Source organism: Nonomuraea dietziae (assembly GCF_014195505.1).
Taxonomy (GTDB): Bacteria; Actinomycetota; Actinomycetes; order Streptosporangiales; family Streptosporangiaceae; genus Nonomuraea; species Nonomuraea roseola.
The window spans coordinates 7,071,199-7,091,806 of the sequence record NZ_JACIBV010000001.1 but is presented as its reverse complement, the minus strand read 5'-3'; the positions used below and the strand labels follow the sequence as shown (position 1 = coordinate 7,091,806).

Below are 20,608 nucleotides of genomic sequence, written 5' to 3'. Positions count from 1 at the left end.
CACCGCGAGTGTGCATGCGATCACTCGGTCGCACAAGCGGTTCCGGGTCCAGCAGCGGCGCGCTCTCATCTTCGCGCACATCGAGCGGCATCTCCGGGCTTTCGATCTCTTCCCGGACCCTCGCCCACCGCCGGCGGGGACATGGTGCTACAAAACTCCTATTGTTGTCTCATGACGCTGCTCGACCTGCTCCACGCCGACGACGGCACCGACGCGGCGAGCGAGCGGATCCTCGACGCGGCCTACGCGCGGTTCCTGGCGTACGGGGTGCGGGGCACGACCATGGACGACGTCGCCAGGCAGGCGGGGCTGTCGCGCATCACCGTCTACCGGCGCTTCTCGCGCAAGAACGACCTCATCCAGGGCGTCATCCTGAGAGAGTTGCGCCGCTTCCTGCGCGACTTCGAACAGGCGGTCGCGGGGCTGCCCACGCCTGCCGAGCAGGTCGTGGAGGGCTTCGCGGTGACGCTGCGCCTGGTGCGCGGCCACTCCCTGCTCGGCCGCCTGCTCGCGGGCGAGCCCGAGACGATCCTGCCGCACCTGACCACGGGCGCCGAGCCGTACATGGCGGTGGCCAGGCAGTTCGTGGCCTCGCACCTCGACTCGCCGGACGCCGAGGCGATCGCGGAGATGTTCATCAGGATCTCCCTGTCGTTCCTCCTGACGCCGTCGTCGGCGATTCCGCTGGAGAACGACGAGCAGGCCAGGGCCTTCGCCCGCCGCCACCTGGTGCCCTTCCTCAGCGCGGGCGGCGCTGAAGCGCGCCCTCCCGCCTGAGCCTGACACCCAGCGCGATCACCCACGGCAGAGTCGGCAGCCAGCCGCCGAGCGCCCACACCGGTACGGCCAGCAGCGCCCCCGCCAGCACCACGTTAACCCGCACGACCCCGCTCACCCGCAACGCCCTGAGGAGGGCGTCCCCCATGAAGAGCCAGGCGAGCGCCGCGCCTGCCACGCAGAGCATCGCGGTCCAGACGATCCTGGACACGGCGGGCGCGACGAACGGGATCATCTCGGACCCCAGGCTCGACATGACAGGCACGACGAACAGGGCCAGAGAGGCAAGGCCCGCGCGAAAGCGCAGGTTCCGGTCGTCCAGGCCTGCGTAGAAGGCCCTGACCGCGGCGATCCGCCCCCGGGCCACCTCGGCGGGCGGCTGTCCCCTCAGCCTGACCACGGCGGCCCAGCCCGCCACGCACGCGGCGACCGCGAGGAGCACGCCGGGCGCGCCTCCCCCCGGCAGGTGGTCGAGGCCGGTGACCCGCTCTCCGGCGACCTCGAACACGCTCGTCAGGAGAAGGAAGCAGAAGACCCACACCCCGAGGGCGTCGCGCCGAGGCGGGGCGGGAGCCGGCCGTTCGAGCAGCGGGGTGTAGCGGCCGCCCAGCGCCTCCGCCCGTCGCGCCTGCTCCTCGAAGGAACGGCCCTCGTGATCCAGGATCAGCGCCTTGAGCAACAGCGGCTCCGGATCGCCGGGCGCCTCGGATATCAGCCGATCCACGTACGAATGCGCCCAGGGGAAACGACCCTTGTCGAGCAGGTGACGGACATGCCGCAGATGGGGGGACACAGGGTGAAGTGTGCCTCGTTCTGCCCACCGCACCAAGGGTGGTAACGGGATCAACTAAACTGGGTGTGTCGCGACGTCCCGCGGCCAGCTTCCACGAACCCAGAGTGAGACCTCATCATGCCTTTGAACAGCCGCGACGACCTGCGGAACATCGCGATCATCGCGCACGTCGACCACGGCAAGACCACTCTCGTGGATGCCATGCTCTGGCAGTCAGGCGCCTTCCGCGCCAACCAGGACGTCGACGATCGCGTCATGGACTCCAACGACCTCGAGCGCGAGAAGGGCATCACCATTCTCGCGAAGAACACCGCCGTCAAGCACGGCGACATGACGCTCAACATCATCGACACCCCTGGGCACGCCGACTTCGGCGGCGAGGTCGAGCGCGGCCTTTCGATGGTCGACGGCGTGGTCCTGCTCGTCGACGCCTCCGAGGGCCCGCTGCCGCAGACGCGGTTCGTGCTGCGCAAGGCGTTCGCCGCGAAGATGCCTGTCATCCTCTGCATCAACAAGGTCGACCGCCCCGACGCCCGCATCAAGGAGGTCGTCGACGAGGTCTACGAGCTCTTCATGGACCTCGACGCCACCGAGGAGCAGATCGACTTCCCGATCGTCTACGCCTCGGCCAAGGCGGGTCGCGCCTCGCTGAACCGTCCCGACGACGGCGGGCTGCCCGACTCCGAGGACCTCGAGCCGCTCTTCGACGTCATCAAGTCGACGATCCCCGCGCCGACCTACGACCCGAGCGCGCCGCTGCAGGCCCACGTCACCAACCTCGACGCCTCCTCCTACCTGGGCAGGATCGCGCTGTGCCGCATCCACCAGGGCACGATCAAGAAGGGCCAGCAGGTCGCCTGGTGCCGCACCGACGGCACGATCCAGCGGGTCAAGATCACCGAGCTGCTCATGACCGACGCGCTCGAGCGCAAGCCGGCCGAGGAGGCCGGCCCCGGCGACATCATCGCCATCGCCGGCATCCCCGAGATCATGATCGGCGAGACCCTCGCCGACCCCGAGGACCCGCGCCCGCTGCCGCTGATCACGGTCGACGAGCCCGCGATCTCGATGACCATCGGCACCAACACCAGCCCGCTGGTCGGCAGGGTCAAGGGCTCCAAGGTCACCGCCCGCATGGTCAAGGACCGCCTCGAGAAGGAGCTCGTCGGCAACGTGTCGCTGCGCGTGCTCCCCACCGACAGGCCCGACGCGTGGGAGGTCCAGGGCCGTGGCGAGCTGGCGCTGGCCATCCTGGTCGAGCAGATGCGCCGTGAGGGCTACGAGCTGACCGTGGGCAAGCCGCAGGTGGTCACCAAGACCATCGACGGCAAGATCCACGAGCCCGTCGAGCGCCTGACCGTCGACTGCCCCGAGGAGTACCTCGGCGCGGTCACGCAGCTGCTGGCCGTCCGCAAGGGCCGCATGGAGCACATGACCAACCACGGCACCGGCTGGATCCGCATGGAGTTCGTGGTCCCCGCCCGCGGCCTGATCGGCTTCCGCACCGAGTTCCTCACCGAGACGCGCGGCACCGGCCTGGTGCACCACGTCTTCGAGGCCTACGAGCCGTGGTTCGGCGAGCTGCGCACCCGCAACAACGGCTCGCTGGTCGCCGACCGCTCGGGGCCCGTGACCGCCTTCGCGATGACGAACCTGCAGGAGCGCGGCATCCTGTTCGTCTCCCCCGGCACCGAGGTGTACGAGGGCATGATCGTCGGCGAGAACTCCCGCTCCGACGACATGGACGTCAACATCACCAAGGAGAAGAAGCTCACCAACATGCGCTCCTCCACGGCCGACGTCACCGAGACGCTGATCCCGCCGAGGGTGCTCTCGCTCGAGCAGGCGCTGGAGTTCATCCGCGAGGACGAGTGCGTGGAGATCACGCCGGAGAACGTCCGCATCCGCAAGGTGGTGCTCGACGCGTCCACCCGCGGCAGGTCCGCCGCCCGCGCCAAGCGCACCAACTGACGCCCTCGCCTCGGCCGCCGTCCTGTCCACAGGGCGGCGGCCATCGTGCTCCTGCTGGTGCTCCCCGGTAACCACTCCGTTACCGTATGCCGTGGATCATGCTGGGTGTGGGCTGGCTGCGGAAGATCGTCGGGTACGCGCTCGCCGCGCTCTCCATAGGGGCGATCGTCTGGTGCGTGGTCGAGGCCAGGCCGGTCACCACGGCGGTCCCGCGCCCCGCCCCCCACTCACCCTCCCTGCTGGAGACCTACGGGCTGCAGGAGCACACCCCGCGCACCCCTCCCGAGCTGGTCACCGAGATCAGGGTCACCGACGCGACGGACGCCGACCTGTCCGCGGTCCCGCAGGGCAAGATCGACGAGCGCCTCCGACAGCTGAAGATCGTCGTCGAGCATCGTCTCGTGCTCGACAGCACCGACCCGCAGGCCGCGATCCTCCGCTCGGAGGGCGCCTTCCCCGACGACATCCAGGGCTTCACCGACCGGCAGCTCGGCGCGGTGAAGGCCGAGGGCGGCGCCGTCCTGGCCCCCACCACCAGGCTCGCGCCCGTGCTGTCGACCTCGGGCGAGCGCACCACCATCCGCTTCACCCTCACGCTGCTGCGCCAGATCGGGCAGGACGAGTTGCCCACGCTCGACCTCCTTCCGCCCACCGCGCCCGGGGCGGTGTCCGAGCGGGAGATCGCGGTGATCTCTCCCCAGTGGGTCGTGTTCAGGGCCGACAGGGTGACTCCCGAGCGCGAGGAGGCGGGGCGGCTCGACTTCACCGCCCACGCGAGCCCCGTGCGCCTCCAACTGGCCCACAAGACGTACGGCAGGCCTGACGCCGTGCCGCAGGACCTGTTCTCGTGGACCCCCGTGCTCAGCGTCTTCACCGCGATCGCGTTGACGGTCTACATGGTCAGGGCGCTCGGGCCGATCTGGTGGCGGCGCCGGTCCAACCGCGAGCTGGTCGCGGGCGTCGGCCTGTGCGCGGTGGCGCTCGCGGCGGCGATGTTCATGGCGGACATGCCGTACCTCGGGCCGGTGATCCTCTTCGGCGCGCTGCCGGTGCTGGCGCTGCGGCACGCGCGCCGCGTCGTGCCGGGGCCGCCCCCATGGAGCTCCATGGACGCGCTGCTCGTGACCCTCATCGGCGTGCTCGTCGCCAGCGGCATGCTGACCTGGTCGTTCATCCACGGGCAGGTGCCGCCGCAGACCCTGGTCGTGGGCACCGTGACGGCGGCGCTGGCGGCTGCGGGCTCGGCGGTCGCCTTCGGCGGCGATCTCGGCATCCCCGTCCTGATCGCGAGGATGGCGGGGGTGACGGCGGGCGTCGCCGTCGGCGCGCTGGCGCTGGCGCTGTGGGTGCGCGCGCTGATGAGCGGCGGCTACTACCCGCCCGACAGCGTACGGCTGGTCCTCGCGCTGTGCTGGTCGCTGATCGCCATCTCGGGGGCGGCGGTCGCCACGCGGTCGTGGTCGCGCACGGCGATCGTGGTGGCGGTGCTCGGCAGCCTCTTACTGCTCGGCTGGCCCACCGAGTGGCTCGACACCGGCTCGTGGAGTGTGCAGCCCGACCAGCAGCCGCCCAAGAGCCCGCTGCCTCCCGTGCTCGGTCAGCCGCTCAACGAGGTCACCCGCGGCGTGCTCGGACTGCTGCTGCTGACCTTCGTGCTGTTCGTGCTCAGGCTGCGCCGCCTCGGCTCCGAGCTGTCCGCCATGGCGGACCCGGCGGTCCAGGCGACGGTGCTCGTCTGCCTGATGGTGCTCTATCTCACCCCGCGCGCCGAGGCGGGATCCAGCGTGATCGACCTGCCGCTGCCGTCGCTGGCCATCACCTCGCTGGTGGCGTGGGCCGCTGCGGGCTGGCTGCTGAGCGGGCCCAGGCCCGAGATCCCCGAGCCCGCCTCCCGCCTCGAACACCGCGAGCTGATCAGGCAGGCGCTGCACCGGCGGCTGCTGCACGTGTCGGAGCAGGAGCTCTATCGGCTCGGCAGGTCCAGGCTGGGCACGGGCGAGATCACGATGGAGGACTTCGAGCAGCAGCGTCTCGTCCTCGACGAGGCCCTCACCAGGGACCCTCCGCACACCGAGACCGCCTTCGCCTCCTCCGCGGGCTGTTCGCCGTGGCACAACGGCCTGGCGGCCTTCGTCGTCAGCGTGCTGCTGTCAATGCCCTTCGCGCTCATCTACGGCTGGCCCTCGGGGGTCGAGCTGACGAGCTGGGTGTTCGACTCGCGCTTCCTGGTCGCGCTGTCGGCTTTCGGGTTCGTCTACGGCTACTTCTATCCCCGCATCAGGGGCACCCAGCCGGTCACCAAGGCGCTCTACCTGATGAGCGCGGCGCTGGTCACCGAGCTGTCGGCCTACATCCCCGCGCTCGTCGACCCCGACATCGGCGGCTGGGACAAGCTGCAGGTGCTGGCGATCGTGGTCGGACAGGTGGCGCTGGTCAGCATCGGCCTCGGCCTCTACTGGGAGTGGCGGATCATGTACGTCGCGGGCGAGCCGTGGGCCAGGGTGCGCAACATCAGGAGCGTGCGCAGCCTGGCCACCCCGGTGGTCGCGGTCGTGATCGCGGCTGGCACGGCGGCCGCCACCTCGGCCGCGGGCAACACCGTCGACCGCATCCTCAAGGGCGGCTCCTCCACGAGTCAGAGCCCGCCCTGAGCCGCGAACAGGTAGTTGCGCCGCGCGGTCGTCACCGAGTTCACCCTGGCCCAGCGGCCGCGGTGCCAGGCGTACATGAGGTAGCCGCGCTCGCGCAGCGGGTCGGCCAGGTCGGCCGAGGTCATGCCGTACTTGTCGAGGTGACGGTCCTCGATCTCGAGCAGGAGCGAAGGGCGGTGGCTGTCGATGGTCCGCGCCGCGCCCTCCAGCACCCTGGCCTCGAACCCCTCCACGTCGACCTTCATGAAGGCGACCCTGTCGATGCCGTGGTCCTCGCAGTACTCGTCGACGCCCCGCACCTCCACCTTCAGCGTCCTGGTGGAGGAGAAGGAGATCGGCCGGCCCGGACGGCGCTGGCCGGTCCGCAGATGGGCCCAGCCGTGGATGGGCAGGCCGAACCGGTAGGGCAGGGTCATGAGCTCGCGGCCGGGCGCGGGGCCGAGCGCCGCGTTGTTGACGCGGATGCGCTCCGCCCCCGAGGCGCGGCGCCCCGCCGCCAGGAGCCGGAAGGGATTGGGCAGCGGCTCGAAGCTGTGCACCTGACCGCCGGGCCCGACGAGCGCGGCCAGCGGATAGGTGTACATGCCGTAGGCCGCCCCGATGTCGAAGCAGACGTCGCCCTGCCGGACGAGCCGGCCCAGCCCGCGGATCTCCGGCTCACTCAGCGCCAGCGCGGCGCCCGCGCGGAAGGCGCCTGCCATGAGGTCCAGTCTCGTCAACATGATCTCCCCGTCCGTGTGGTGACAGGGAGACGGTAGGAAGGCGAAGGGTGCGTGGGGATCCCTCCGTGGAGCGCACCGCTCGGTCTCGGGCTCCCCCTACGGAGGCACTCACCCGCCGGGGACGACCAGCCCGCTCTCGTAGGCGAACACCACGGCCTGGGCCCTGTCGCGCAGGCCGAGCTTGCCGAACAGGCGGCCGACGTGCGACTTCACCGTCTCCTCGGCGACCGTCAGCTCCGCGGCGATCTCCGCGTTGGCGAGCCCACCCGCGATCAGCCTGAGCACGTCGGTCTCGCGGGCGGTCAGCGCGTTGAGCCTCAGCGCCTCGCGGGTGTCAGCCGGCCGCCGCGCGGCGAACTCCTCGATCAGCCTGCGGGTGACCGAGGGCGCGAGCAGCCCGTCGCCGGCGGCGACCACCCTGACCCCGTTGATCAGGTCGTACGGCGGCGCGTCCTTGAGCAGGAACCCGCTCGCGCCGCTCCGCAGGGCCGCGTAGACGTAGTCGTCGACGTCGAAGGTGGTGAGGATGAGCACCTTCGTCGCCTGCCCGGCCGCCATGATCCGCCTGGTGGCCTCGAGGCCGTCCATGCGCGGCATCCTGATGTCCATGAGCACGACGTCGGGTCGCAGCTCGCGCGCCGCCTCGACCGCCGCCATCCCGTCGGCGGCCTCCCCCGCGACCCGCATGTCGGGCTGAGCGGCCAACAGCGCCGCGAACCCCGCGCGGACCATGCCCTGGTCCTCCGCGACCAGAACCGAGATCATCGTCACCACCTCACCGTGCCGGCTCGCCATCGAACTCCAGGGGCAGGATCGCCCGCACCGCGAAGCCGCCCTCGCCGTCCGGGCCGGCCGTGAACGAACCGGCGAGGGCGGCGACCCGTTCGCGCATGCCCGCCAAGCCGCTACCCGACCGCAGCGGCGGCAGCGACGCGGCCGGCCGCCCGTTGACCACCTCGACCACCAGACCGCCGCCCTTCTCGTCGAGGTGGGCGCGGACCACGGTGGAAGCCCCTGCCGCGTGCCTGACCACGTTGCTCACGGACTCCTGCACGATCCGGTAGGCCGCCTGGGACACCTCCTCCGGCAGGTCGGGCAGCGGATCGGGCAGCTCCAGCCGTACGGGGAGCCCGGCGCTCCGCGTGGCGGCGACCAGCCCCGGCAGCTCGGCCAGCCCCGGCTGCGGCGCCGACGGATCGCGCAGCACGCCCAGCAGCTGCCGCAGCTCGCCGAGCGACGAGCGGGCGGCCGCGTTGATGGTCTCGAACTCCTCCGCCACCCGCTCGGACATCCCCTCACCGATCCGATAGGGCGCGGTCGCCGCCTGGACCGCGATCACCGACATGTGGTGGGCCACGACGTCGTGCAGGTCGCGCGCGATCCGCGCGCGATCCTCCAGCACCCTCCGCAGGCCGCGCTCGTCGGCGATCCGCAGCGTGCTCTCCCTCCGCGCCCTGCTGGCGTGTCCGAGGAGCAGCGCCACGACCAGCGCAAGCGCCCAGGTCAGCGCGCCCATCGGGGTGTTCGGCCCACCGGCCACGACCAGTACCGCGATGGCGCACCCGACGCCGAGCGTGATCGTCAGCGCGGGCAGCGCCACCCTCAGCGGGACCGACAGGGCGAGCACGTAGAGCACGATCAGCGGAACGGGCAGCTGGTTGAGGTACCAGGGCGGCACGACGAGCCCGCCCGCGAGCATCGTGAAGGGCGTGGCGACGGCGAGCCCCGCCACCATCACCCACCACGCCGCCATCGGTCGGTACCAGCACAGCGCGACGGGCAGCGCCAGCAGCAGCGCGACCAGCACGCCCGCGGGGTCGCGCAGGATCAGCGCGTTGCCGGCGAACAGCAGGCCCGCCGCGACCAGGAACGGCCACCGCCACAGCATGGGACGCGGCTCGAAGCGCACAGAGGCGGGGATCCGGGCGCGGTGGGCCGCACTCAGCACCATGGGTCAGCGGGCAGGCAGCTCGCTGCCCCTGACATGGGTGCAGACCCACTCGACCAGCGCGCTGTAGTCGCGCCACGTGACCCGGACCCTGTCGGCGGCCTGCTCGGTGTGCACCCACGGCTCGGGCTCGAAACGGCGGCCGAAGTAGAGCGAACGGTGCCGCAGCAGCTCGATGCGGGGATGGTCGTCGGGCACCCCGCGCGGCCTGGTCTTCAGCCTGTCGCCCTCGGCGGCGTAGCCCTTCGCGGTGAGCTCGTCGGCGATGCGCTGCAGGCGCTTGCCCGACAGGTCCTCGTCGACCGCCGCGCGGTAGCGGGCCACCTGGTCGGTGGCGGTGGAGTAGAAGCCGCCCGCGGTGTAGAGGCCGGAGGCGTCGAGCTGCACGTAGAGGCCGATGCCGGGCATGAAGTCGACGAAGGCGCCCTGATGGGTCTTGTAGGGCGACTTGTCCTTGGCGAAGCGCACGTCGCGATGCGGCCTGAACAGCTGGGCGGCCCCGAACTCCGTCGCGAGCTCCTCGGTCAGCGCCAGCATGGGAGCCCTGACCGCCTCCTCGTAGAGCTGCCGGTGGCGGGTCCAGTAGGTCTTGCTGTTGTCCGCCTCGAGGCCCTCGTAGAAGACGAAGGCCTCGTCGGGGAAGCCGGTGAATCCCATGTTCACAGCGTGCCATGCGGCACCGACACCTAGCGCCGCCGCTTGGCGGTACCGAAGATGGAGCGGCTGATCTCGCGTCCGAGGGAGCTGGCCGCCGACCTGGCGAACGACTTGAAGATCGACGAGCCGAGCACCGACTCCAGCACCGACGGCTGCTCGGGAGCGGGTTCGGGCGCGGGCGAGGACGGCACGGGCTCGGGCGCCGCGGGCGGCGGCGCGACCCTCGCCGCCAGCAGCTCGTAGGCCGACTGCCTGTCGATCTCCTGGCCGTATCTGGGCCGCAGCGGCGAGGCCGCGACGATCCCGCCGACGACCAAGGGATCCGAGGGCGCCATGAGCGAGCGAGGCGCCAGCAGCCGGGTCCACGCCACCGGGGTCGGCACGCCCTTGTCCGACAGCACCGTCACGACCGCCTCGCCGATGCCGAGCCGGGTCAGCAGCTCCTCGAGGTCGTAGGAGGAGTGCGGGAAGGTGGAGACCGTCGCCTTCAGCGCCTTGGCGTCCTGCGGGGTGAAGGCCCGCAGCGCGTGCTGGACCCTCGCTCCGAGCTGCGCCAGCACGTCGGCGGGCACGTCCTTGGGCGTCTGGGTGACGAAGAAGACGCCGATCCCCTTCGACCTGATCAGGCGCACGGTCTGGGTGATCGAGCGCAGGAACGGCTTGGAGGCGTCGGTGAAGAGCAGGTGCGCCTCGTCGAAGAAGAACACCAGCTTGGGCTTGTCGGGGTCGCCCACCTCCGGCAGGTCGCTGAACAGGTCGGCCAGCAGCCACATCAGGAAGGTGGAGAAGAGCAGGGGCCTGTCCTGGACCGAGGGCAGCTCCAGGATCGAGACCACTCCCCTGCCGTCGGGCGTGACCCGCAGCAGGTCGTGGGTGTCGAACTCGGGCTCTCCGAAGAACCGGTCGGCGCCCTCCGCCGACAGGTTGGTCAGCGCGCGCAGGATCACCCCCGCCGTCTGCTTCGACAGCCCGCCGACGCCCTTCAGCACGTCAGGGTTGTCGATCAGGTACTGGATGACCGCCCTCAGGTCCTTCATGTCCAGCAGCGGCAGGCCGTTGGTGTCGGCGAAGTGGAAGATGAGGCCGAGCGAGGACTCCTGGGTCTCGTTCAGCTCGAGCACCTTGGACAGCAGGGTCGGCCCGAAGGCGGTCATCGTGGCGCGCAGCGGCACGCCCTCGCCCAGCCCGCCCAGCGCGTAGAACTCCACGGGGCAGGCGACGCCCGACCAGTCCTGGCCGATGCCCGCCGTCCGCTCGAGCAGTCCCTCGGAGGGCTCGCCTGGCGAGGCCATGCCCGACAGGTCGCCCTTGATGTCGGCGAGGAAGACCGGTACTCCCTGCTCCGACAGCTGCTCGGCCATCAGCTGGAGGGTCTTGGTCTTGCCCGTGCCCGTGGCTCCGGCCACCAGCCCGTGCCTGTTGAACATCCGCAGCGGCACCCTGACGGGCGCGCCGGGACGCGGCTCGCCGTTCTCCATGAGGACGCCCAGCTGCAGCGCGGGCCCCTCGAAGTCATAGCCTTGCGTCATCGTTCGGTGTACTTCCTGCCTGGATCGGGCGTCCCGCCGTACAGCTCGGAGACGGTGACGAACCTGTAGTCACGCTTGGCCAGGGTGTCGATCAGGTGGGGCACGGCCTGCACCGTCGTGCGATGGATGTCGTGCAGCAGCACGATGGAGCCCTTCGTCGCCCTGGCCGCGCGCCGGGCGATCATGGAGGGCACGCGGTCGCGCCAGTCGAAGGTGTCGACGTTCCACAGGATCTGCGCGAGCCGCTCCCTGCGGGTCTCCGCCGCCACCCTGCCGTCGGTCGCCCCGTACGGCGGGCGCATCACCCTCATCCGGACCCCGGTGATCTTCTCCACCAGGTTCTGGGTGCGCAGGAGCTCGTGTCTGATGCCGTCCAGCGGCAGCGCGGTGAGCTGGGCGTGGCTCCACGAGTGGTTGCCGAGCTCGTGCCCGTCTTCGACCATGCGCTGCAGATTGTGGTGCCTGTCGGCGGCCACCATCCGCCCGACCACGAAGAAGGTCGCCTTCGCCTCCCGCTCGTCGAGCAGGTCGAGCAGCCGCCTCGTGTGGTCACCGGGGCCGTCGTCGAAGGTCAGCGCCACGCACTTGGACCTGGTGCAGTCGACAGGCTCGGTAGGCCGCGGCCAGTCCGGCTGGACGGCGGCCAGCAGCTTGGCCAGAATCTCGGGCTCGAGCTGGGCGGGAATCCTGGCGTTGAGGGGGACGGCCGAGGGTTCCTTGACCGTCTCGTGGGCGGTGCACCCGGCAACCAGCGCCAAGGCGAGCAGCGCCGACCACACCCGCATGCTTCCCCCCGAAAGCGACACGGGGGGTCACATCACGGATAGTCCTGAACAGAGCCCCCCCGAAGCTCTTTGGCCAGGTCCTCCCACCAGACTGGGACATCAGCCTGCAATTCCGTGTAACGACGCGCCACGCGTATGGCACATCCAACCGGATCCGTACCCAGATGCCGACGTTTCACCGGGCCCTCCTGCCAACGGTAGAACCCCTCACGGAACCGCACGACAAGCCCGATCCAGACCGAAAGAGTGGCGTCGTCGCCCACCTCGTAGGCGCTGGTCACCCCCAGGCCGGTCAACTCCGCGTGAAGCTTCTCGATCGCCGCACGGGACTCAGTCAACGCACAACCCCCTGTCGAGGACGTGTCCCAGCAACTAGGGATGTACCCAGCTTGGACACGATCGAGTCCGCGAACGCCGGGGTTTCGGGGCCTAGTGATCAGGGGTCTCCCTTGGCTCGCTCACGACCATCACCATCCGGAGCTCATCTTCTCCTTGGTTGGCGTAGCGGTGTGGGCGATCGGCGGAGAAGACGACGGCGTCGCCTGTCGCGACGGCGTGGCTCTGGCCGTACACGCTCAGCGTCAGCTCGCCCGACAGCACCCAGAGCATCTCGCGCGCGCCCGGCAGGTGCGCGTCTCCGTCGTGGTGCTCGCCCGGCGCGAGACGCCATTCCCAGAGCTCGAGGATGGCCGGGGCGTCGGTGCCGACCAGCAGCCTGGCCGAGCCCTCCCCCTGCTTGAAGGTGACGATCTCGGCGGCGGGCACCACCCGCACCAGCGGGGTGTCGGAGACCTCCAGCAGGCGGGCGACGCTGACGCTGAGCGCGTCGGCGATCCTGACCAGGGTGGTGATGCTCGGGTTGGTACGGCCCTGCTCGACCTGCACGAGCATGCCGCGGCTCACTCCCGACCTGGCGGCGAGGGCGTCGAGTGTCAGCCCTCGGTGGGCGCGCTGGGCGCGCACGTTGGTGGCGATCGCCGCAGTGATCGTCTCGGGGTCCATGTAGTCCAGTGTAGTGAACACTCTTATCAATGTGGTGTACTGAGCCCATGACGGCGGTGATCCTGGCGACAGCCTGCGCGATCGTGTACGGCACAGCGGACTTCTGCGGCGGACTGGCCACCAGACGCTCCCGCGTGCTCTCAGTCGTGGCGCTGTCGCAGATAGCCGGATTCGCCCTGGTCCTGGCGATGATGCCGGTCCTGCCGGGGGCGGCCTCCGAGGCCGCGCTTGGCTGGGGCCTCGGCGCGGGCGCGGCCGGAGCGGCAGGCCTGGTGCTGTTCTACCGGGCGCTGGCCGCCGGCGTGATGTCGGTGGTGGCGCCCACGACAGCGGTCACCTCGGCGGCGCTGCCCGTGCTGTTCGGGCTGGTCAGCGGGGAGCGTCCGGCCGTCGTGCAGGTGGTGGGCGTCGTGCTCGCCCTGCTGTCGGTGCTGCTGGTCAGCAGGAGCCCTTCGGCCGAGCAGCCCTCCTCGCCCGCCTCGATCGCCATGGCGCTGGCGGCCGGCGCGGGCTTCGGCGGCTTCTTCATCCTGCTCGCCCAGGCGCCCGACGGCAGCGGTCTGTGGCCCCTCGTCGGCGCCAGGCTCGCCTCGATCAGCCTGGTGGTCCTGCTGGCCGTCGTCACCCGCAGGACGCTGAAGCCTGGCGGGGGCGCCCTCGGCATCATCGCGCTGGCCGGGGTGCTCGACATGGCGGCCAACGTCCTGTACCTGCTGGCCGAGCAGCAGGGCCTGCTCAGCCTGGTCGCCGTGCTGGTCTCGCTCTACCCGGCCAGCACGCTGGTGCTCGCGCGATACGTGCTCGGCGAGCGGCTGCAGGCGATCCAGATGGCGGGCGTCGCCTTCGCGCTCGGCGCGGTCGCACTGATAGCCGTTGCCAGTTAGTCAAGCGCTTGTTACGGTCTGGCCGTGCGCGCCCATCGGACGTTCAGGCATGTCGCCGTGCCGTACGACTCCGATGAGGGTTTCCTCCGGATGGTCCTGCCCAGGGTGCGGCACGCGCTGGCCGAGGGCAGGCAGGTGCTGGTGGTCACCGACGAGGCCAAGCTCGCGCTGCTGGGCCTCGACGTCGACACCAGGCTCGCCAGCCGTTGGTACGGTCACCCGCACCGCACGCTGGCCGCCTATCTCGACTACATGCGCGGCAGGCGCACGCTGGTCGTCGGCGAGCCGCCGTGGGAGGGCTGGGACGAACGCGAGTCCAGGGAGTGGATCCGCTACGAGTCGATCACCAACGCGGCGCTGGGCGGGGTCGACGCCACGCTGCTGTGCCTCTATCGCACGGAGTTCGCCTCGCGGGCCTACCTGACCCACCCCGAGGTGCTCAGCACCCGTTACGTGGAGCCGTGGTCGCTGGTGCTCGACGGCGACCTCGCCCCGCTCCCCGAGCCGAACGGCACCACGGTGATCACGCCGTTCGCCGCCCGGACGCTCAACCGGTTGCGCAGGAGCGTCTCCGACTTCGCCAGGCAGGCGGGCATGGACCGCAACCTCGTCGCCTCCCTCGTGCTGAGCGTCTCGGAGATCGCCGCCAACAGCGTCGAGCACGGCGCAGGCCACGGCACGGTCGCCATGTGGACGGAGGGCGACGAGGTGGTGTGCGAGATCCTCGATCCGGGCGGCGGCGAACTGGACGATCCCTTACCCGGCTACATACCGCCAGAGCCCGAATCCCCTCGGGGATACGGGCTCTGGATAAGTCGTCAGTTGTGCGATCAGGTGCTGGTACGGGCCGACAGCGACGGCCTGCGCGTGCGCCTGCACATGAGAATCTAGGCGGCGGCACGCTGGGCGGGAAGGCGCAAGGCGCCCTCCTCGAGGGCGTACCCCTCCAACATGGAGCGCAGCTGGCGCCGGCCGCGGTGCAGACGCGACATCACGGTGCCAATGGGGGTGCCCATGCGCTCGGCGATCTCCTTGTAGGGAAAGCCCTCCACGTCGGCCAGGTAGACAGCGACTCTGAAGTCCTCGGGAAGGGCGCGCAGCGCGTTCATCACCGCGCTGTCGGGCAGCCGCTCAAGCGCCTCGGTCTCGGCCGACTTCAACCCGCTGGACATGTGCGACTCAGCCGCGTGCAGCTGCCAGTCCTCGACCTCCTCGGCGGCGGCGAGCTTCGGCGAGCGCTGCTTCTTGCGGTAGTCGTTGATGAAGTTGTTGGTCAGGATGCGGTGCAGCCATGCCTTGAGGTTGGTGCCCTCACGGAACTGGTGATAGGACGTGTACGCCTTCGCCACCGTCTCCTGGACGAGGTCCTCGGCGTCGGCCGTGTTGCGGGTAAGGCGCATCGCGGAGGCGAACAGCTGTGAGGTCACCGGAACGACGTCGCGTTCGAACCAGTCCTGGCGCTGCTCATCGGTCATAGTGATCATGGAATCCCCCTCCGTGCTCTCCCCCCGGATGCCTGTCAATCGCCCAGGCGTAACCATCCTCGCAAGCCCGGCGTAAGGGCGGCGTTAGGGGTTCTACCTGGTCAGGGGGCCATTTGGTCCGTATGCTCGCGGCGTGCACCATCACGTCCACGGCCGGACAAGTCTCATTATCGTAACACTCTCTACTCAATTTTGCCTGAATAGTGGTCAGAGTCACATGAGATAGCGTATTGACCATGGAATACGTGGACCGACACGACAGTCGAGCCCGGCGCTGGGTGGCTGAGGCCATTCGTAGGGTCGAGGCCGACACCAACCGCAGCTCTGACACTCACCTCCATGTGTTTCCGCTGCCCCCGCACTGGGGGGTAAACCTCTATCTGAAAGACGAGTCGGTCCACCCCACCGGTTCACTCAAACACCGCCTCGCCCGCTCCCTTTTCCTCTACGGGCTCGCGAACGGGTGGATCGGCCCCACCACCACGATCGTCGAGGCCTCCAGCGGTTCCACCGCGGTCAGCGAGGCCTACTTCGCCAGGCTCGTCGGCCTGCCCTTCGTCGCGGTGATGCCGGCGACCACCTCTCCCGAGAAGATCTCGCTCATCGAGTTCTACGGCGGCAAGTGCCACCTCGTGGAGGATCCGTCCTCGATCTACGACGAGTCGCACAGGATCGCCGCGGAGACCGGCGGCCACTTCATGGACCAGTTCAACAACGCCGAGCGCGCCACCGACTGGCGCGGCAACAACAACATCGCCGAGTCGATCTACGCGCAGATGGCCATGGAGCCCTTCCCGGAGCCCGAGTGGATCGTGGTCGGGGCGGGCACCGGCGGCACCTCGGCCACGATCGGCCGCTACATCCGCTACCGGCGCTACGACACGCGCCTGGCCGTCGTGGACCCCGCCGGCTCGGCGTTCTACCCGTCGTGGACCACGGGCGAGGAGGTCGGCGCGCCGGGCTCGCGCATCGAGGGCATCGGCAGGCCCAGGGTGGAGCCCTCGTTCCTGCCCGGTGTGATCGACAGGATGATCCAGGTGCCCGACGCGGCCTCGATCGCCGCGATGCGCTGGGTGCGCGAGGTCACGGGCCGCGACGTGGGCGGCTCCACCGGCACCAACGTGGCCGCGGCCGTGCAGCTCATCACCGAGATGCGGGCGGCGGGTGACCAGGGCAGCGTCGTCACGCTGATCTGCGACAGCGGCGACCGCTACCGAGGCACCTACGGCGACGACGCGTGGCTGGCAGCCAAGGGCATCGACATCTCCGCCGATCTCGCGGCCTTCCGCTCCTTCCTGACCAGCTAGGACGGCAGGCACGCCGGCCTCGCCGCGGTTCCGCCGAAGACACCCGCCCAGCGGGACTCCGGTGGCCTCCTTCACGACGAGCGGCCCGCGTGAAGGCGCAGGCCCCGGCAGGGGCCAGGACGGACGCGAGCCCCGCGCCTTGTACGGCGCGGGGCTCGCGTGCTTCGGGAGAGGAAGAGGTCAGGCGCCGCGCGCCGGGTCGACCTCGAAGATCTTGGCGAGGTCGTCCAGGATGGAGTGGGCGCCCTGGATGCCCACCGCGCTCATCCACGTGGTGTCGGTCACGTCGTGCTTCTCGCCCTTGAGCTTGCCCCACAGCGGGTTGTTCACGAACTGCTTCTTCGGCCCCTCGGCCGACGGGTCGGCGTAGGTCGAGACGAAGATGTGGTCGGCGTCGAAGTCGGCGATGCGCTCCTGGCTGATGTCCACGGCGATCGCGTTCGGGTCCTTCGGCTGGTTGTCGGGGCGGGGGAAGCCGACGTCCTTCAGCACGATGCCCGAGTAGGAGTTCTCGACGTAGAGCCTGGTCGTCGGCTCACCGGCGAAACGGACCACCGAGACGGTCGGCAGCTTGCCCTCCTTCGCCTTGATCGCCTCGCCGACCTTCGCCGCGCGGGCCTCGAACTCCTTGAGCTTGGTGTCGGCCAGCTCCTCCTTGCCGAGCGCCTGCCCCATCAGGCGGACGTTCTCCTTCCAGATGGCGCCGGTGGTCTCGCTGAACACCGTGGGCGCGATCTGCGACAGCTTGGCGTAGAGGGCCTCGTGCCTGACCTTCGCCGAGACGATCAGGTCGGGCTTGAGCGCCATGATCTTCTCAAGGCTCGGCTGCTCGAGGGTGCCGACAGGGGTGGCCTCCTTGCCGTACTCGGCGGCGACGGAGCCGAGGTAGTCAGGCAGCTTGTCCTCGATCGAGCGGTAGGTCGAGTAGCCGACCACCGGGGTCTCCAGGGTGAGGACCGCGTCCACGAAGCTCTGGTCGAGCGCGACGACGCGCTTCGGCTGAGCGGGGATCTTCGTCTCGCCCATCGCGTGCTTGATCACGCGGAACGGCTGACCCTCAGCCGGCTGCGTCCCGGCGGGCTGGCTTCCGGCGGTGGTACTGGTCGAGCCACAGGCGGCCAGGCCCAGGCTCAGTACGGCCCCCGCCACGCCCATGGCCACGGCGCGAAACGCTCTCATCAGGATCCCTCTCGCATTAGGTAAGGCAAACCTCATTTAGATTAGCTATGCCTAAGCTGGCATACTTCACCCGGGTCAGCAACAGCGAGGAGGAGCAGGTGAGGAGACGCACCGCCGTGTTCGGCGCGCTTCTCGTCATCGTCCTGATCACCGTTGTGATGAGCATCACGATCGGCTCGAAGTCCGTCCCGCTGACCGACGCCTGGCACGCGCTGACCTCACCGACCGGCACGGAGAACGACATCGTCATCCGCTCGCTGCGCGTGCCGCGCACCGTGCTGGGCGTCCTGGCGGGCATCGCCCTGGGCGTCGCGGGCGCGCTGATGCAGGGCCACACCCGCAACCCGCTGGCCGACCCAGGGCTGCTCGGAGTCACCCAGGGCGCGGCGTTCGCCATGGTGGCAGGCATCATCTTTCTCGGCATGACCAGCCTCTACGCCTACATCTGGTTCGGCATGGCAGGCGCGTTGATCGCCAGCGTCGGAGTCTTCGCGCTGGGCATGGTCGGCGGCAGAGGCGGCCCCACTCCCGTCACACTGGCCCTCGCGGGCACCGCCGTCAGCGCCTTCCTCTACGCGCTCACCTCGGCGCTGGTGCTGATCGACGAGCAGGCCATGGACGTCTTCAGGTTCTGGCAGTCCGGCTCCATCGCCGCGAGAGGCGAGGAGGTGGTGTGGCAAGTGCTGCCCTTCATCGTGGCGGGGCTGCTGCTCGCGCTGATCAACGCTCCAGGACTGAACGCCCTCTCCCTCGGTGAGGACGTCGCCCGCAGCCTCGGCCAGAACATCGCGCTCACCAGGGGCATCGGCATCGCCGCGGTCACCCTGCTGTCGGGGGCGAGCGTCGCGGCGTGCGGCTCGCTGTCCTTCATCGGGCTCATCGTCCCGCACCTGGTCCGCCCGCTGTCCGGCACCGACCACCGGTGGCTGCTGCCGTACTCGGGGCTGGTGGGAGCGGCGCTGCTGCTGTTCGCCGACGTCATCGGCCGCGTGGTCGCGCCGCCCGGCGAGCTGGAGGTCGGCATCGTGCTCGCCCTGATGGGCGCGCCGTTCTTCGTCGCGCTGGTCAGGCGCAGGAAGCCGGTGCGGCTGTGAGCGCCCTCGCCCTGCGGGTGGCGGGGCTGTCCTGGCGCGTGCGGCCGCGCGGCGTCGCGGTCACCGTCGGCGCTCTCGCCGCCGTGGTACTGCTCATGGCGCTCAACATGCGACTCGGCGACATCCCGATGAGCGTGGCCGAGGTGCTGCGCGCGGTCGTCGACGCCGGCAGCGACAACCACTTCGTCGTCATGGAACTGCGCCTGCCCCGCGCGCTGACCGGCGCGCTGGTCGGCGCGGCGCTCGCGCTGGCGGGCGCGATCACCCAGTCGATCGCCCGTAACCCGCTGGCCAGCCCCGAGATCCTCGGCGTCACCACGGGGGCCTCGGTCACCGTGGTCGCGGGCGTGGTGCTGAGCGGCAGCGCGGCCGGAGGGGTGAGCGGCGCGCTGGCCAGCTTCGGCATCCCCGCCCTGGCCCTGCTCGGCGGCCTGACCGGCGCGGTGATCGTCTACTCGCTCGCGTGGCGGCGCGGCCTCGACGGCTACCGGCTGGTCCTCGTCGGCATCGGCGTGGCGGCGGTGTTCACCAACGTGAAGTTCTGGCTGCTGACCGTCGGCGACGTCAACGACACCGGCAGAGCCATGGTCTGGATCAGCGGCTCGCTCAACGGGCGCGGATGGGAGCACGTCGGACCCGTCGCCCTGGCGCTGGTCCTGCTGATCCCCGCCACGCTGCTCGGCGCCCGCTCGCTCGACGCGCTTCGCTTCGGCGACGACACCGTGACCTCGCTCGGCGTGCGGATGAACCTCGCACGCGGGCTCATGATCTTCGCCGCCGTCCTGCTCGCCGCGGTCGCCACCGCCTCGGCGGGGCCCATCGCCTTCGTCGCTCTGGCCTCGCCGCAGATCGCGCTGCGCCTGACCAGGTCGGCGCAGCCGCCGCTGCTGGCCTCCGCGGTCGTCGGCGCGTTGCTCACCACCGCCGCCGACCTCATCGCCCGCACCGCCTTCTCCCCCATCGAGCTGCCCGTCGGCGTCGTCACAGCGGTACTGGGCGCGCCGTACCTGATCCACCTCATCTGGAGGGCCCGCAAATGAGACTTCAGGCACGCGACGTCAGGCTCGCCTACGGCGAGCGCGTCATCGTGGACGGTCTCGACCTCGGCATCGAGGCGGGCACCGTCACCACGATCATCGGGCCGAACGGCTGCGGCAAGTCCACACTGCTGCGCGCCCTCGGCAGGCTGATGAAGCCCACGGGCGGAGAGGTGCTGCTCGACGGCAAGCGCATCGACAAGATCCCCACCCGCGAGGTGGCCAAGGTCCTCGGCATGCTGCCCCAGTCGCCCACGGCGCCCGAGGGGCTGACCGTGGCCGACCTGGTGGCGAGGGGCCGGCATCCGCACCAGACCTGGTACCGCCAGTGGTCCTCCGACGACGAGTCGTCGGTCACCGAGGCGCTGGCCATGACCGGCCTGGCCGACCTGGCCGAGCGCCCGCTCGACGAGCTGTCGGGCGGGCAGCGTCAGCGCGCGTGGATCTCCATGGCGCTGGCGCAGGGCACCGACCTGCTCCTGCTGGACGAGCCGACCACCTTCCTCGACCTGTCACACCAGGTGGAGGTGCTGGAGCTGGTACGCCACCTGCACCAGGAGGCGGGCAGGACCATCGTCATGGTGCTGCACGACCTCAACCTGGCCGCCCGCTACACCGACAGGCTGGTCGCCATGCGCGAGGGCAGGGTGGTCGCGGCGGGCACCCCGCACGAGGTGCTGACCGAGGACCTGCTGCGCGGGGTGTTCGACCTGGACGCCAAGGTCATCGCCGACCCGGTCGCGGGCACCCCGCTGGTGGTGCCCATCGGCCGCAGGTCCTAGCCCGCG

General features: G+C 70.3%; 20 protein-coding genes. 9 read left to right on the top strand and 11 right to left on the bottom strand.

Annotated elements, in window-relative coordinates; genetic code table 11:
• Positions 1 to 171 precede the first annotated feature (171 nt).
• Positions 172 to 777, top strand: a complete 606-nt coding sequence (locus tag FHR33_RS33860) for a TetR/AcrR family transcriptional regulator (RefSeq protein ID WP_183656502.1) — start codon at positions 172 to 174, stop codon at positions 775 to 777.
• Here the strand turns inward: FHR33_RS33860 and FHR33_RS33855 are convergent.
• Positions 740 to 1,501, bottom strand: coding sequence for a hypothetical protein (locus tag FHR33_RS33855; RefSeq protein WP_183656499.1), 762 nt, complete (start codon positions 1,499 to 1,501; stop codon positions 740 to 742). The two genes, FHR33_RS33860 and FHR33_RS33855, sit on opposite strands and share 38 nt — an antisense overlap.
• Positions 1,502 to 1,687: 186 nt before the next feature.
• Here FHR33_RS33855 and typA point away from each other — a divergent pair, with 186 nt between their 5' ends.
• The gene (typA, locus tag FHR33_RS33850; protein ID WP_183656496.1) at positions 1,688 to 3,541 is read left to right on the top strand and encodes a translational GTPase TypA; all 1,854 of its coding nucleotides are present in this window, start codon (positions 1,688 to 1,690) and stop codon (positions 3,539 to 3,541) included.
• 98 nt (positions 3,542 to 3,639) lie between these two features.
• Entirely contained in the window at positions 3,640 to 6,192 is a 2,553-nt protein-coding gene (locus tag FHR33_RS33845; RefSeq protein WP_183656494.1) for a hypothetical protein, read from the top strand.
• Here FHR33_RS33845 and FHR33_RS33840 read toward each other — a convergent pair.
• The 8 genes from FHR33_RS33840 to FHR33_RS33805 form a co-directional block, all read right to left on the bottom strand.
• Positions 6,177 to 6,914, bottom strand: coding sequence for an FkbM family methyltransferase (locus tag FHR33_RS33840; RefSeq protein WP_183656491.1), 738 nt, complete (start codon positions 6,912 to 6,914; stop codon positions 6,177 to 6,179). The two genes, FHR33_RS33845 and FHR33_RS33840, sit on opposite strands and share 16 nt — an antisense overlap.
• 108 nt (positions 6,915 to 7,022) lie before the next feature.
• A complete protein-coding gene (locus FHR33_RS33835) occupies positions 7,023 to 7,679 on the bottom strand; it encodes a response regulator (protein ID WP_183656488.1) in 657 nt (218 codons plus the stop codon).
• 10 nt (positions 7,680 to 7,689) lie between these two features.
• Positions 7,690 to 8,865 carry a sensor histidine kinase gene (locus FHR33_RS33830; protein ID WP_183656485.1) on the bottom strand — a complete coding sequence of 392 codons (1,176 nt, stop codon included), beginning with the start codon at positions 8,863 to 8,865 and terminating at the stop codon, positions 7,690 to 7,692.
• A 3-nt stretch (positions 8,866 to 8,868) separates the two neighbouring features.
• On the bottom strand, positions 8,869 to 9,519 hold the full coding sequence (locus tag FHR33_RS33825) for a DUF2461 domain-containing protein (protein WP_183656482.1): 651 nt from the start codon (positions 9,517 to 9,519) through the stop codon (positions 8,869 to 8,871).
• A 29-nt stretch (positions 9,520 to 9,548) separates the two neighbouring features.
• Positions 9,549 to 11,048 carry a helicase HerA-like domain-containing protein gene (locus FHR33_RS33820; RefSeq protein WP_183656478.1) on the bottom strand — a complete coding sequence of 500 codons (1,500 nt, stop codon included), beginning with the start codon at positions 11,046 to 11,048 and terminating at the stop codon, positions 9,549 to 9,551.
• Positions 11,045 to 11,833 carry a polysaccharide deacetylase family protein gene (locus FHR33_RS33815; protein ID WP_183656475.1) on the bottom strand — a complete coding sequence of 263 codons (789 nt, stop codon included), beginning with the start codon at positions 11,831 to 11,833 and terminating at the stop codon, positions 11,045 to 11,047. The genes FHR33_RS33820 and FHR33_RS33815 overlap by 4 nt, the downstream gene beginning before the upstream one ends.
• Positions 11,834 to 11,865: 32 nt before the next feature.
• Positions 11,866 to 12,171: a hypothetical protein gene (locus tag FHR33_RS33810; RefSeq protein WP_183656472.1), complete on the bottom strand. Its 306-nt coding sequence runs from the start codon at positions 12,169 to 12,171 to the stop codon at positions 11,866 to 11,868.
• A gap of 91 nt (positions 12,172 to 12,262) precedes the next feature.
• Complete coding sequence (locus tag FHR33_RS33805) at positions 12,263 to 12,856, bottom strand: helix-turn-helix domain-containing protein (protein WP_312895838.1); 594 nt, start codon at positions 12,854 to 12,856, stop codon at positions 12,263 to 12,265.
• A gap of 26 nt (positions 12,857 to 12,882) precedes the next feature.
• Between FHR33_RS33805 and FHR33_RS33800 the strand changes: the two genes are divergently transcribed.
• Positions 12,883 to 13,719, top strand: coding sequence for an EamA family transporter (locus FHR33_RS33800; protein WP_183656470.1), 837 nt, complete (start codon positions 12,883 to 12,885; stop codon positions 13,717 to 13,719).
• Positions 13,720 to 13,743: 24 nt separating this feature from the next.
• Positions 13,744 to 14,610: an anti-sigma factor RsbA family regulatory protein gene (locus FHR33_RS33795; protein WP_183656467.1), complete on the top strand. Its 867-nt coding sequence runs from the start codon at positions 13,744 to 13,746 to the stop codon at positions 14,608 to 14,610.
• Here FHR33_RS33795 and FHR33_RS33790 read toward each other — a convergent pair.
• Entirely contained in the window at positions 14,607 to 15,203 is a 597-nt protein-coding gene (locus tag FHR33_RS33790; RefSeq protein WP_183656464.1) for a sigma-70 family RNA polymerase sigma factor, read from the bottom strand. The two genes, FHR33_RS33795 and FHR33_RS33790, sit on opposite strands and share 4 nt — an antisense overlap.
• 236 nt (positions 15,204 to 15,439) lie before the next feature.
• Here FHR33_RS33790 and FHR33_RS33785 point away from each other — a divergent pair, with 236 nt between their 5' ends.
• Positions 15,440 to 16,510 (top strand): PLP-dependent cysteine synthase family protein, encoded by a 1,071-nt coding sequence (locus FHR33_RS33785; RefSeq protein ID WP_183656461.1) that lies wholly within the window; start codon positions 15,440 to 15,442, stop codon positions 16,508 to 16,510.
• Positions 16,511 to 16,690: 180 nt separating this feature from the next.
• On the opposite strand, the gene FHR33_RS33780 is transcribed toward FHR33_RS33785, so the two are convergent.
• Complete coding sequence (locus FHR33_RS33780; RefSeq protein WP_183656458.1) at positions 16,691 to 17,689, bottom strand: ABC transporter substrate-binding protein; 999 nt, start codon at positions 17,687 to 17,689, stop codon at positions 16,691 to 16,693.
• 47 nt (positions 17,690 to 17,736) lie between these two features.
• Here FHR33_RS33780 and FHR33_RS33775 point away from each other — a divergent pair, with 47 nt between their 5' ends.
• The 3 genes from FHR33_RS33775 to FHR33_RS33765 are packed head-to-tail and all read left to right on the top strand — an operon-like array spanning position 17,737 to position 20,602.
• The gene (locus FHR33_RS33775; protein ID WP_183656455.1) at positions 17,737 to 18,783 is read left to right on the top strand and encodes a FecCD family ABC transporter permease; all 1,047 of its coding nucleotides are present in this window, start codon (positions 17,737 to 17,739) and stop codon (positions 18,781 to 18,783) included.
• The gene (locus tag FHR33_RS33770) at positions 18,780 to 19,823 is read left to right on the top strand and encodes a FecCD family ABC transporter permease (protein ID WP_312895837.1); all 1,044 of its coding nucleotides are present in this window, start codon (positions 18,780 to 18,782) and stop codon (positions 19,821 to 19,823) included. Before FHR33_RS33775 ends, FHR33_RS33770 begins: the two co-directional genes overlap by 4 nt.
• Complete coding sequence (locus FHR33_RS33765) at positions 19,820 to 20,602, top strand: ABC transporter ATP-binding protein (RefSeq protein ID WP_183656452.1); 783 nt, start codon at positions 19,820 to 19,822, stop codon at positions 20,600 to 20,602. Before FHR33_RS33770 ends, FHR33_RS33765 begins: the two co-directional genes overlap by 4 nt.
• The last annotated feature ends 6 nt before the right edge of the window (positions 20,603 to 20,608 follow it).